The organism is Actinoplanes sp. NPDC049316, from assembly GCF_040677315.1.
Classification (GTDB): domain Bacteria; phylum Actinomycetota; class Actinomycetes; order Mycobacteriales; family Micromonosporaceae; genus Actinoplanes.
Genome location: NZ_JBFAQM010000020.1, coordinates 111,392 through 124,251 on the forward strand (window position 1 = coordinate 111,392; position 12,860 = coordinate 124,251).

Sequence of the window (12,860 nt, forward strand, 5' to 3'; positions counted from 1 at the left end):
TCTTCTCTCCGGTTTCTCGTCGCGGGACGTCAACGGGCGGCGCGCGCGGCCCGGCGGCGCTGCTTCAGGGAGGCGCGGACCTCACGCTCCTCCTCGGCGTGCCGGCGCGCGGCGGCGGCCTTGCGGACGCCGTACCCGAAGGACGCGACCTTGACCAGCGGGTTGGCGGCGGCGGCCGACACCACGGTGACCAGGTTCGCCACGTTGGCGGTGACGTTCTGGGCGTGCTCGGTCATCGTGTCGATCTTCGCGAGCTGGACGTTCACACCGTCCAAAGAGACCTGCACCTGGCCCAGGGCGGTGTTCACGTTGTCCACCGTCTCGGTGACGTTCCCGAGCAGCGGGCCGGTGCGGTCGGTCAGGTCGTTGATCGCCCGGGTCGCGGCCTCCACGGTGTGCCGCAGCTTCAGGATCGGTACGGCGAGCACCAGCACGAGCATCAGGAACGCGCCCGCCGCGATCAGGCCTGCGATTTCTCCGGCGTTCATTACACGCGTCTCCTCTACCGACGGCCGCTTTGCGTGACAACGTGCAGACCCTACCGTCCGTCACCGCGGACCGCGTCACGACGCCGAGGGTGTCGGCTCCCTACCGCTTCGCGAACCGGTTCGCCGGCCCGACCTCGGATCGCGTCACGATGCCGACGGGTTCGGCTCCAGCAGCGGGTCGTTGGTCAGCACCGGGTCGGGCGTCACGCCGACGAGCGAGGGATCCACGGCGGGCTGCGGCTTGCCGCGCTCGTCCGTCACCGCGTTCTGCACCTTGATGCTGACCGTCGAACCCGTGCACTTCTTCGGGTCGGGCGTCTCCACCACCCCGTCGGGCCCGACGGACGGCACGGTGTCCGGATCCTGCGCCGCGACGGCGTCGACCGCGCACTCGGGCAGCCGTACCCACAGGTCCAGAGTGAACTCGTCCCGCGTCCAGCAGCTGTACTTGCCCTCGGTGGTGGGCTGATCGGTGCACTCCCCGCCGCGCACCTTCCAGCCGGCGGCCGTCAGCGCGGTCGCGTACGCCTGGTTGGTCTCCTCGAACGGCCGCTCCGACTGCGCGATCCGCTCCCGGAACCGGCAGTCCAGGAAGCACCACCGGCTGCCGCTGCTGCGGTCCTCGGCCTGCTTGTCGGCCCAGGCCGGCACGTCGAGGGCGTCCAGCGAGGTGAACACCGGGTCGCGGGTGGCCGACCAGACCCCGAAGAACACCGGGAGCAGGCCCAGGACCAGGACGCTCAGCGAGACGAGGGTGAGCACGCGGAGCCGGCGCTTGGCGCGCATCTGGCGGCGGATCTCCGTACGCGCCCCCCGCAGGCCGCCGAGCGGGCCGCCCGCCGCGGGCTCGTCCTCGGCTGTTGCGGGACGGACAGCGGGGGCATCGTCGCCGGGCACCCGCCCGGCAGCGGTTCCGCCGGCACCGGGTCCGCCGGTGCCGGGCACGGTTGCGGCTCCCCGGCCGGGGCCGCCCGGGATGCCGGCTTTCGGACCTCCCGGTATGGCCGCTCCGGGGCCACCGTGGGTGGTCACTCCGGGGCCGCCCGGGGTGGCCGGTCCTTGGCCGCCACGGGTGGTCGCTCCCGGACCGCCCGGGGTGGTCACTCCGGGGCCGCCCGGGGCGGTCGGGATGTCACGGGCGGGGGCGGCGGCGGGCGCGGCGGCGGTGGCCTTGGCCACGGCCCGGTTGCCGGGCACCTTCGCGGCGGCCCGGCTGCCCGAGACCTCACCTGCTCCACGCCCAGGCACGTCAGCGGGACCGTGGCCGGATATTTCAGCGGTGCCGCGGCCGGGCACGTCGGCCGGGACGCGGCGGCCGGTGGGGGCGGCGGCACGGCCGGGCACGCCCGCCGTTCCGCGACGGCCGGCAGGATCCGTGGCGGCGCGGCCGGTCGGGGCTTCGACCGGGACACCGGAGACCGGGCCGGCGCTGCCCGCGGTTCCACGGCGGCCGGGAGCGCCGGAAACGGGGCCGGCGCTGCCTGCACCGCCATGCCGGCCAGGACCACCGGAGACCGGGCCGGCGCTGCCTGCACCGCCATGCCGGCCAGGACCACCGGAAACCGGGCCGGTGCTGTCCGGACCGCTGGGGGTGACCGCCGCGCGGCCGGGGGCGCCCGGTCCCGCGAGGTCGGTGGGCATGCCGGGACCAGCGGTACCGCCAGGCATGCCGGGTCCGGCGATCCCGCCGGGCATGCCGGGTCCGGCGATCCCGCCGGGCATGCCGGGTCCGGGCACGCCGGCGGCCTGCCCCGGGACGGCTCGGCCCGCGGCCGCTCGTCCGGTCCGGGGACCCGTCTGCGAACCTGTCTGCTGACCGGGCGCGGGGCGACCCGGGACAGCGCGGCCCGGCTGGTTCGGCGCCGGCTGACCGGGAACAGGACGACCGGGCTGCGCCGGGTTGGGGCGCCCTGCCTGCGCCGCGCCGGGGCGACCAGGCTGGCCCGGGCCGGGACGGCCGGGCTGCTCGGAGCCGGGACGACCGGGCTGCTCGGAGCCAGGACGACCGGGCTGCTCGGAGCCGGGGCGGGCCTCGGAACCGGGACGGCCGGGCTGCTCAGAGCCAGGACGACCGGGCTGGACCGGGCCGGGGCGGCCAGGCTGCTCAGAGCCAGGACGACCGGGCTGGACCGGGCCGGGGCGGCCGGGCTGCTCACTTCCGGGGCGGCCGGGCTGGTTCGGCGCCGGCTGGCCGGGGCGGGCCACCCGTCCCGTGCCGCGCGCGGGGGCTCCGGGCGTACGGGCACCGGCCTGCGCGATCTGGCCGGTCGTGCCGATCACTCCGGAGGTGCTGCCGGCCATCGCGCCGGCTCGGCCGGGGACCGCGGGGCTGCGTACGCCCTCGCGGCCGGGGACGACGGGCGGGACGACCGCCGCCGACGCGCGGGCGGGTGGCGTGATCGGGCCGGTGCCGCCGTCGCCGCCGCGCCGGCCCGGGGCGGGGGTGGGCCGGCCGGTCGGCACGGGGCCGGTGTGGCGGCCGAAGTCCGTACCCGGATCGTCCTGGGAGTCGGGGCGTCCGTGCCGGCCGCCCTGCTCGCCGGGGTGACCGTCGGGGCGGGCCCGGCCGGAAACACCGGTGTTGCGCGAGCCGAACGACGGCCCGTCAGCCCCGGGAATGGCGGAGACGGGACGGCTGGCGCCGCTCACCGGGCGCGCGGCACCGCCGGCGGCCTCGTGCCGGCCGGTGGACCCGCCTGGGCCGTCGTGCCGGCCGGTGGGTGCGCCGGGACCCTCGTGGCGGCTCGGGCCGTCATGCCGGCCTGCCGGGGCACCGGGGAGTCCATGCCGGCCGGCGGGGGCGGGCGGGGTCTCGTGCCGGCCGGCCGGGGCGGGACCGTGGCGTCCGCCGGTGGTGAAGTCGCCGACCTGCTCAGGGGCCGCGTGGCCACCCGTACGGTCGGGCGCCGCGTGACCGCCGCGCGGCACCGGACCGGACCGCCCGGCGCGACCCGACGGAATCGGGCCCGTCCCGCCAGGCGGAACCTGACCCGTACGACCCGACGGAATCGGACCCGTACCGCCAGGCGGAACCTGACCCGCACGACCCGACGGAATCGGACCCGTACCGCCAGGCGGAACCTGACCCGCACGACCCGACGGAATCGGACCCGTCCCGCCGGGTGGGGCTTGACCGGCTCGATTCGGCATCTGGCCGGCCGGGCCGGGAAGGGGTGGGGCCGCGTGGCCCGGCGCCGCCGGGTTCGGGCGGCCCGGGGGCGGCGGGGTGGCGTGGCGCGCGCCTTCGTCGAGGTGGCGGGAGCCGGCGCCGGTAGGCGAGACCGGGCGGCCGGGCAGCGGGCCCTGCGGGGGCAACCCGCGGCGGCCCTGGGGTGGCGTCTCGTGGCGGCCGGACGGTGGCGCCGGCGAGGTCGGCCGGGCGGCCGGGACCTCGGGGGCGTTGCCGGAGGCCGGGACGCCGGAGGCCGGCCCGACCGCGGAGAACGATCCCGAGGGATAGCCGGCGGCGTGCTGCGGATCGATCTGCCGGCGGCCCTGGCCGGGACCGGGGATGCCGGCGTCGGGCGTGGCACCGCGGCCGGGCGGCTGGGCGGCGCCCCGAGGACCCTGCCCGGGCGGTGGGGTTGCCCCGCGGCGGCCTTGCGGCGCGGGCATGCCGGACCGGCCCGGCGGCTCGGCCGCGGCAGGCGACCCGGGCACGGCAGCGCCACGCGGACCGGCGGGCGACCCAGGCACGGCAGCGCCACGCGGACCGGCGGGCGACCCAGGCGCCGCAGCGCCACGCGGGCCGGGGGGCGAACCCGGCGCCGCAGCGCCCCTGGTGCCTCGTCCGGGAGGGGGCGCGGCCGGTGAGCGCGGGGCGGGTGCGGGTGCGGGCGCGCCTGACGACGGGCGGGAGGCGGGTGGTGCGGAGGTGGGCAGGGGCGGGAAGGAGTCGTTGGCGGCGGCGTCGTCCGGGCCGGGGGCGGTGCGGCCGCTCTTGCTCGTGCGGCCCTCGCCGGGTGCCGTGCCGGGGCCGATGGCACCGCCCTGCTCCTTGGCGGTGCGCAGGTCGTCCAGCCAGCCGGTCTCCTCGCCGGAGATCTCCTCGGGCTCGACCGGTTCGGGGCGGCCGCGTCCGAACAGGCGGCGACCGCGGCCGGTCTGCTCGGCCCGCTGGTCGTCGTAGTCGTCGGGCCTCTCGGCACCGCGCCTGCTCACGGCTGGTCCTCTCCGGCGGCTGCGCCGCTGTCGTCACCCTCCGGGACTTCAGGAGAAGTCCCGGCCGAACCCGGCGCCACCGCCGGCGAGGTGCCCGGCGCCCCCACGGGCGAAGCGCCCGGCGGCACCGGCGGCGGAGCCCCGGCCGAACCGGAAGCGCCCGGGGAGCGGGCGCCGCCGGCGGGACCGGCAGAGCCACCCGAGCCACGGACGATTCTGCGGAGCCGGGGCAAGCGCTCCGCGACCGCCCGTTCGGCGCCGTGGTCGGTCGGGGTGTAGTAGTCCGCGCCGATCAGATCATCCGGCACGTACTGCTGCCTCACAACTCCCCTGGGGTCATCGTGTGGATAGCGGTAGCCCTTGCCGTGGCCGAGGCCCCGGGAGCCCGGGTAGTGGGCGTCGCGCAGGTGGGGCGGGACCGGGCCGCCGCGGCCCGCGCGGACGTCGGCGATCGCGGCGGAGATGGCGGTCGTCACGGTGTTGGACTTGGCGGCGGTGGCCAGGTGGACCACCGCCTGGGCCAGGTTGAGCTGGGCCTCGGGCAGGCCGACCGACTGCACGGCCTGGGCCGCCGCGGTCGCCACGAGCAGGGCCTGCGGGTCGGCCATGCCGACGTCCTCGCTGGCGAAGATGACGATGCGGCGGGCGATGAAGCGGGGGTCCTCGCCGGCCACGAGCATGCGGGCCAGCCAGTGCAGGGCGGCGTCCGGGTCGGAGCCGCGCATGCTCTTGATGAACGCGCTGGTCACGTCGTAGTGGGCGTCGCCGTCGCGGTCGTAGCGCACGGCGGCGACGTCGACCGCCTTCTCGGCCGTGGCGAGGTCGATCTCGGTGGAGCCCTGGGCCGTCGCGGACGCGGCTGCCGCCTCGAGCGCCGTCAGCGCCTTGCGGACGTCGCCGCCTGCCAGCCGTACGAGATGATCTTCGGCCTCCGCGGCGAGGGTGACCGCGCCGCCCAGGCCGCGTTCGTCGGTGACCGCGCGGCGGATGAGGTGGCGTACGTCATCTTCGTCGAGCGCCTGCAGCGTGAGCAGCACGCAGCGGGAGAGCAGCGGCGAGATGACCGAGAAATACGGGTTCTCCGTGGTGGCCGCGAGCAGCGTGACCGTACGGTCCTCGACGGCGGCCAGCAGCGAGTCCTGCTGCGTCTTGCTGAAGCGGTGCACCTCGTCGATGAACAGCACCGTGGGCGACCCGCCGGCGCGGCGTTCGCGGCGGGCGGTGTCGATGACGGCGCGGACGTCCTTGACCCCCGCGGTCAGGGCGGACATGGCCACGAACGTGCGGTCGGTGGCTGCGGCGACCAGGTGCGCGATCGTGGTCTTGCCGGTGCCCGGCGGGCCCCACAGGATGACCGACATCGGGGTGGTTCCGGTGACGAGCTGCCGCAGCGGCGCGCCGGGGGCGAGCAGGTGGCGCTGGCCGACGAGCTCGTCGATGCCGGCCGGGCGCATGCGCACCGGCAGCGGCGAGTCGGCCGTCGCACGGGTGAGGCCGGACTCCGCACCGGCCGGGGACGCGGTGCGGACGCCGCCCGGCCTGTCCAGGGGGAAGAGTCCGTCGAAATCCATCGGCACCGACAGTACCGGCCCGCCCTCCGGTGCCGGAAATGCACCGATAAGGACGGGCCGGGTCGCTACTGCGCGCGTCTGGCGCGCGACACGAAGTGAACCGTCAGCCGCGGCCGGGGCGCCGGCCGTAGAAGCGGCGGCCGCTGCCGGAGCCGGCCCGGGGGCCGCTGCCGACGCCGGCGAGGTACAGCGAGAGCAGAAGCAGGCCGAGCGAGGCGAAGGTGGGGAAGTTGAACAGGTCGGTCGTCTTCACGTCGAGCAGGTCGAGCAGCAGGTAGATGCCGAAGACGACGGCCGCGGCGATCGCGAGCATGGGGGCCTCCATGTGGGGGGATGAGAGCACTTGACCTGCTCATACCCGTGGGGTGGTCGCGCGCAAACCCGTCAGGGCGCGGGCACGACCTCCTGAGGCGCGGTCGCCACGGTGTCCGGAGCGGCCCGTCGCCCGACCAGGTAGAGCGGCGCGGCGACGGCCAGCACCGCGGCGCCGAGCAGCAGCGCCGCCACGAGGTTCACGTGCGTGGCGACGGCCGTGAGCACGACCAGGCCGAGCGCGCCGGCGGGCTGGCCGACCATCGAGTTCAGCGAAAGCAGGCTCGCCCGGTACGGGCCGTCGACCTGCCGGTGCAGCAGTCCGTTGTGGACCGGAGAGGCCGCGCCGTGCACGGTGTAGCAGATCAGGAACGCCGCGACGACCCCGACCGGCCCGGCGAACACCGCCATGCCGACAACCGTCAGCCCTTGCAGGATGCGCAGGGTGAAACCGGTCCAGGGCGCCCCGATCCGGCGGGCCAGCAGCGGGATCAGTGCGGCACCGGCGGCGGACGCGAGCCAGGCCGCCGAGCCGACGGGGCCCATCAGCGCCGACGCCTCGGTGGGGTCGCCGAGCACGTCGGCCAGGCGTACGGGGGTCAGGCTCTCGAACGTCACCATGCCGAAGCCCCAGAAGACCTCCACCGCCACCAGCGCCACGATGACGCGGGAGCGGCGCAGCAGCCGCAACGCCCCCCCGACGGCCGCCGGGACCCCGCGGACGGAGGCGGCCAGCGCGGCGAGGCCACGGCCCCGGCGCTCCTCGGTCATCAGCGTCGCCACCGCGACCATGGAGACGATCTGCAGGGTGAGGGCGACGTACACGGGAAGGCTCAGCGCGGTGATCGGGCCGACCGGGCCGAGTGCCACCAGGCCGCCGGTGATGAGCGCGCCGGCCGCGATGGCGACGCCGAGCACCGCGCCGCTGCGGCTCAGACCGGTCTCGATGTCGGCCTTGCCGTCCGCGGCCAGCGCGTGGTCGACGTACCAGGCTTCGAGGGGTCCGCTGTCGAGCGCACGGTAGACGCCCTGCAGCACGTAGAAGACGACGAAGAGCGCAACAGAGTCGGCGACCGTGAGCAGCGTGAGCGCGGCGATGTCCACGGCGCCCGCCATGAGCAGCACGGGCCGGCGGCCGAGGGCGTCGGACAGCCCGCCGGTCGGGAGCTCGAGCAGCAGCACGGTCAGGCCCTGCAGGGCGGCGGCGGAACCGTACTGGGCGAGGGTCAGCCCGCGTTCCAGCGGCAGCAGGACGATCACCGGGATCATCAGGCCCACCGGCAGCCAGCGCAGGGCGATCAGGGTGAGGAAACGGCGGTGGGCCTGCTGCGCGGTCACTTGTCGGCCCTCGGCATTCCGTACATGAAGAGGACGACCTGCCGGGCGCCCGGCGCCGGACCGGCCGCGCGGTAGCGCTCGACGACGGCGGCGAGCTCCGCCTGCATCTCGTTCATCTGCTCCGGCGAGAGGTCGAGCCAGTAGTCGGAGAAGTTGGCGGCCTGGCGCCATTCGGGCGACTCGTCGTCGCGGGCGCGCTGCCATGCCCGCGCCCGCTCGACCATGGACTCCAGCGCACGGCCCTCGAGCCAGTCGGAGGCCGCGGTGGCGTCGGGATCGCCGGTGTAGTTGTCGCGCTGCCAGCTGGACACCTCGTGCGCGGACCGCCACCAGCGCTCGCGGCCGCCGCCGGGCCGTTCCTCCTCGACGACCAGGCCGGCGTCGGCGAGCTGGCGCAGGTGATAGCTGGTCGCGCCGGTGTTGGTCTCGAGCGCCTGCGCGAGACGGGTCGCGGTGGCGGGGCCGTCCAGCCGGAGCCGGCCCAGCAGCCGGAAGCGCAACGGATGCGCCAGCACGCGGATCTGCTTGGCATCGAGGTGGACCTCACGCTGTTCCATATCTAGCACAATAGTTGTGCACAGAAATTGTGCAAGGTTTCTGTGCAAGGATGTGGCCATGATCGAAGCGAGGCGGGCGGGACCGGCGGATGCGACCGAGCTCATGCGGCTGCGCAAGGTCATGCTCGACTCGATGCGCGACCGGCCCAGCCCGGACGGCGAGTGGCAGGACGTCGGCCGCGCGATCCTGCAGCGGCAACTCGCCGACCCGGCGGGAACGCTCGCCGCGTTCGTCGTCGACCGGCCCGAGGCATCCGGGCTCGCGGCCTGCGTCGTGGGCGCGGTGGATCAGCGCCTGCCGAACCCGTCCGACCCGACCGGACTGCGGGGGTACGTCTACAGCGTCGCGACGGACCCGGCGTACCGCCGCCGCGGCTACTCCCGCGCGTGCATGACCGCACTGATCGCCTGGTACGCGCACCGCGGCATCCGCGCGGTCGATCTGCGCGCCTCACGGGACGGCGAACCGCTCTACGCGTCGCTGGGCTTCCGCCGTACGGACGACCCGGCCATGCGGCTGATCGTCAGTCCGCCAGCTTGAACAGCAGCGTGGTCTCCCACTTGTGCATGTCGGGCTCCACCGACGGATCGGTCCGCAGCACCTCCAGCCGCGCGCCCCACACCTCACCCTCGGGCGTCGGCGTACGGTCCCACTCCAGCCCCCGCCGCTGAGCCCAGTCCAGCAGGCTCGCGGTGACCCCCATCAGCTCGTCCGGGTGCCCGACGTGCGTCACGGTCGCGTACCGCCCGGCGGGCAGCACGTCCACGAACGTCGGCTCCTCCACCTCGACCGGCGCGGCCACCGGGATGCCGGCCTCGACCACCAGCTCCGCCGACATGTCGATCACCCGGTACCGGAAGAACGGCGCCCCGGCCGGGACGATCCCCCGCTCCCCCAGCCACCCGAACATCCCGGGAAGATGGTCGGCGACCCGCGCGAACTCCGTCATGGTGACCGACTCACGCCGCCCGACGTAGACCTGCTCGGACCGCTCCACGATGGTGGGTTCAACCAGCATGACCCTCATCATGACGGCTCCGCCGCCCGAGCGCCTCCACCACCGGCCGCAGCGGCGTCTTCAGCAGGGTTGCCGCGCGGTTGGAGTCCAGGCGGATGCATCCTGGCCGGTTGCCGAGCCCACCTTCGGCGACCGTGCACGTCGGCACCGTGGCCGGGTCGAGGCCGTGCGCGCGCGCCACCAGGCGACCCAGGTCCGCCCGGGTGAGGGCCTCGGGGCCGGCCACGTTGATCGGTCCCGCGTGATCGGAGGCGGCCAGCTCGAGGACTGCGGCGGCCAGGTCCGTGGCGTCGATCGGGCAGCGAATCTCGTCGGTGAACAGGGCGCCCGAGCGGCAGCCCGTGGCCAGGTCCAGCGCGAGCCGGACCTGCTTGCTGCGATCGTCGCCGACGATCAGAGAGGTGCGGACGATGACCGCCGCCGGGTCGATCGCCGTCACCGCCGTCTCCGCCGCCGCCTTCGCCGCGCCGTAGGGGTAGATCGGGGTCGGTGGATCGTCGTCCGCATACGGGTCGGGCCGTCCCGCGTGCAGCGCGTCCGAGGACACGTGCACCAAACGGGCGCCCACTGTGGACGCTGCGAGAGCCACGTTGGCCGCGCCGTCCGCGCAGATGGCCCAGCTGTCCGCCCGGTAGGCCGTGTTGACGATCACCTGCGGGCGGACCGCGCCGATCAGCGCGAGGACCGCCGCGCGGTCGGTGATGTCCAGCGCCGACCAGCCGGTCGCTGTGGTCGTGGCCGTGCCCACGACCTCGTCACCGGCTGCCGACGCGAGCCGCACCACCTCGCCGCCGAGGTGGCCGCTCGCGCCGACGACCAGCGTGCGCATCAGTTGGAGCGTTCCACCGGTACGGCCTGGCCGTCCGTGCCGGGCGTGCCGGCCGTCGGCTTGGGCTTGGCGTCGATGCCGGCCTCCTTGCGCTGCTCGGCGGTGATCGGGGTGGGGGCGCCGGTCAGCGGGTCGAAGCCGCCGCGGGTCTTCGGGAACGCGATGACCTCGCGGATGGAGTCGTTGCCGGACAGCAGCATGCAGGTACGGTCCCAGCCGAGCGCGATGCCCGCGTGCGGCGGCGGCCCGTACTTGAACGCCTCGAGGAGGAAGCCGAACTTGTCCTGCGCCTCCTCGGGGGTGATGCCGAGCAGGGCGAAGACCCGGCTCTGCACGTCCGCCCGGTGGATACGGACGCTGCCGCCGCCGATCTCGTTGCCGTTGACCACGATGTCGTACGCGTACGCCAGCGCCTGGTCCGGCGCCTCCTCGAAGCGGTCCAGCCACTCCGCGTTCGGCGACGTGAACGGGTGGTGCACGGCCGTCCAGCCGCCCTCGTCGGTCTTCTCGAACATCGGCGCGTCGACGACCCAGCAGAAGGCCCACGCCGACTCGTCGATCAGGCCGGCGCGCTTGGCGATCTCGATGCGGGCCGCGCCGAGCAGCTCCTGGGCCTCCCGGCGCTCGGCCGCCGCGGCGAAGAAGACGGCGTCACCCGGCTTGGCCCCGACCACGTCGGCCAGACCCGACAGGTGCTCGGAAGACAGGTTCTTGGCCACCGGACCGCGCGGCTCGCCCGTCTCAGCGTCGAGGACCACGTACGCCAGGCCGCGGGCGCCGCGCGCCTTGGCCCAGTCCTGCCAGCCGTCGAGCTCCTTGCGGGTCTGCGAGGCGCCGCCGGGCATGACGACGGCGCCGACGTAGCCGCCCGCGTCGATCGCGCCGGCGAAGACGCGGAACTCGGTGCCGCGCAGGTAGTCGGTGAGCTCGGTCAGCTCGACGCCGTAGCGCAGGTCGGGCTTGTCGGAGCCGTACCGGTTCATCGCGTCGTGCCAGGTGATCCGCGGGATCGGGGTGGGCACGGTGTAGCCGGCGAGCTCGCCCCACAGCTTGCTGACGAGCTCCTCGCCGAGCTCGATGATGTCGTCCTGGGTGACGAACGACATCTCGATGTCGAGCTGGGTGAACTCGGGCTGCCGGTCGGCGCGGAAGTCCTCGTCGCGGTAGCAGCGGGCGATCTGGTAGTAGCGCTCCATGCCCGCGACCATCAGCAGCTGCTTGAACAGCTGCGGGGACTGCGGGAGCGCGTACCAGGTGCCGGGCTGCAGGCGCACGGGAACGAGGAAGTCGCGGGCGCCCTCCGGCGTCGAACGCGTCAGCGTCGGCGTCTCGATCTCGTTGAAGTCGCGGGCGTGCAGCACCTCGCGGGCGATCTGGTTGGCGCGGCTGCGCAGCTTGAGCGCCTTCGCCGGGCCGGAGCGCCGCAGGTCGAGGTAGCGGTACTTGAGGCGCAGGTCGTCGCCGGCCTCGATGTTGTCGTCGACGGGCAGGGGCAGCGGCGCGGCCTCGGAGAGCACGACCAGCTCGCTGGCGACGACCTCGATCGCGCCGGTGGCCAGCTCGGGGTTCTCGTTACCGGCGGGGCGGGCGGTCACCTCGCCGGTGACCTTGACGCAGAACTCGTTGCGCAGCGCGTGCGCGTCCTCCTCGCGGAAGACGACCTGCACGACGCCCGACGCGTCCCGGAGGTCGACGAAGATCACGCCGCCGTGGTCACGCCGGCGGGCCACCCACCCGGCGAGCGTCACCGTCTGGCCGGCGTGGTCGGCCCGCAGGCTGCCGGCGTCATGGGTACGGATCACGGAAACGTCTCCTCACACGGGTTCACAGGGCGCACCCGACATTGTGTCAGGAGCGGCCCGGTGCCATCGCCACCGGCCCGGAACCGCGTCAGCCGGCCGCCCACGAGGTGGCGCGCAGGGTCGCCGTACCGTCCGCGGTCACCTCGGTGACCTCGACGCGGACCATGCTGCCGCCGGTCCGCACGCACAGGACCAGCCCTTTCGCCACGGAGACGAGCTGGCCGTCGCCGAGCGGGCTGGTCCGGACCGCCTTCGCGCACCCCGCGGCGTCCGTCCGGGGATCGTCCCCGTCGCCGGCTGCGACCGCGCCCGGCGCCAGCGCCAGCCGGGGCCGCGAACCGCCGCAGCGGCCGTCGTAGCGCAGGTCGCTGACCGGGCCGGGCGCGCCGACCCGCGGTTCGTCGAGGTCGAGGAACGTGACGCCGGTGCACCCGGTGCGGATCTTGAGCGTCTCCCCGGCGTACGAGGCGGTCCCGGTCGGTGCCGGTGCTGCCGCGGCGACCGGCGCGGGGGTGCGGTTCAGTGCGCGCCACGCCAGCACCGCGGCCGCGCCGGCGACCACGAGGGCCACCCCGGCCAGCACGAGGGCGATCACCGCGGTCCGGCGGGCCGATGCGGGCGGCCCGGCCCACGGTGGCGGCGCGCCGAGCCGTTCGGTCGGCCCGTCCGGGTAACCGCCCGGGTCCTGCGGCACGGCGGCGGACGGGGGCGAGGCGCGGAAGACCGGCATGGACGACTCCGCTCGGTCGGTGGGGTCGCACGCCGGGCGTACGCCGGCCTGCA

General features: G+C 75.3%; 11 protein-coding genes. 1 reads left to right on the forward strand and 10 read right to left on the reverse strand.

Annotation, left to right across the window (positions count from 1 at the left end; genetic code table 11):
• Positions 1–29: 29 nt before the first annotated feature.
• The 6 genes from AB0K03_RS27045 to AB0K03_RS27070 form a co-directional block, all read right to left on the reverse strand.
• The gene (locus tag AB0K03_RS27045; RefSeq protein ID WP_364689920.1) at positions 30–488 is read right to left on the reverse strand and encodes a DUF948 domain-containing protein; all 459 of its coding nucleotides are present in this window, start codon (positions 486–488) and stop codon (positions 30–32) included.
• A gap of 144 nt (positions 489–632) precedes the next feature.
• A complete protein-coding gene (locus tag AB0K03_RS27050; RefSeq protein WP_364689923.1) occupies positions 633–1,736 on the reverse strand; it encodes a hypothetical protein in 1,104 nt (367 codons plus the stop codon).
• A gap of 2,909 nt (positions 1,737–4,645) precedes the next feature.
• Positions 4,646–6,220, reverse strand: a complete 1,575-nt coding sequence (locus AB0K03_RS27055; RefSeq protein ID WP_364689926.1) for a replication-associated recombination protein A — start codon at positions 6,218–6,220, stop codon at positions 4,646–4,648.
• 103 nt (positions 6,221–6,323) lie between these two features.
• On the reverse strand, positions 6,324–6,533 hold the full coding sequence (locus AB0K03_RS27060; protein WP_364689929.1) for a hypothetical protein: 210 nt from the start codon (positions 6,531–6,533) through the stop codon (positions 6,324–6,326).
• A 71-nt stretch (positions 6,534–6,604) separates the two neighbouring features.
• Entirely contained in the window at positions 6,605–7,870 is a 1,266-nt protein-coding gene (locus AB0K03_RS27065) for an MFS transporter (RefSeq protein WP_364689932.1), read from the reverse strand.
• A complete protein-coding gene (locus tag AB0K03_RS27070; protein ID WP_364689935.1) occupies positions 7,867–8,427 on the reverse strand; it encodes a helix-turn-helix domain-containing protein in 561 nt (186 codons plus the stop codon). Before AB0K03_RS27070 ends, AB0K03_RS27065 begins: the two co-directional genes overlap by 4 nt.
• 58 nt (positions 8,428–8,485) lie before the next feature.
• Here AB0K03_RS27070 and AB0K03_RS27075 point away from each other — a divergent pair, with 58 nt between their 5' ends.
• Positions 8,486–8,968 carry a GNAT family N-acetyltransferase gene (locus tag AB0K03_RS27075; RefSeq protein WP_364689938.1) on the forward strand — a complete coding sequence of 161 codons (483 nt, stop codon included), beginning with the start codon at positions 8,486–8,488 and terminating at the stop codon, positions 8,966–8,968.
• On the opposite strand, the gene AB0K03_RS27080 is transcribed toward AB0K03_RS27075, so the two are convergent.
• The 4 genes from AB0K03_RS27080 to AB0K03_RS27095 all read right to left on the reverse strand — a co-directional run bounded on the left by AB0K03_RS27080 (position 8,952) and on the right by AB0K03_RS27095 (position 12,807).
• On the reverse strand, positions 8,952–9,446 hold the full coding sequence (locus AB0K03_RS27080) for a GyrI-like domain-containing protein (protein ID WP_364689941.1): 495 nt from the start codon (positions 9,444–9,446) through the stop codon (positions 8,952–8,954). The genes AB0K03_RS27075 and AB0K03_RS27080 overlap by 17 nt on opposite strands.
• The gene (locus AB0K03_RS27085; protein ID WP_364689944.1) at positions 9,436–10,275 is read right to left on the reverse strand and encodes a sugar nucleotide-binding protein; all 840 of its coding nucleotides are present in this window, start codon (positions 10,273–10,275) and stop codon (positions 9,436–9,438) included. Before AB0K03_RS27085 ends, AB0K03_RS27080 begins: the two co-directional genes overlap by 11 nt.
• Positions 10,275–12,077, reverse strand: coding sequence for an aspartate--tRNA ligase (gene aspS / locus AB0K03_RS27090; protein WP_364689946.1), 1,803 nt, complete (start codon positions 12,075–12,077; stop codon positions 10,275–10,277). The genes AB0K03_RS27085 and aspS overlap by 1 nt, the downstream gene beginning before the upstream one ends.
• Positions 12,078–12,165: 88 nt before the next feature.
• Positions 12,166–12,807: a hypothetical protein gene (locus tag AB0K03_RS27095; RefSeq protein ID WP_364689949.1), complete on the reverse strand. Its 642-nt coding sequence runs from the start codon at positions 12,805–12,807 to the stop codon at positions 12,166–12,168.
• Between the last annotated feature and the right edge of the window lie 53 nt (positions 12,808–12,860).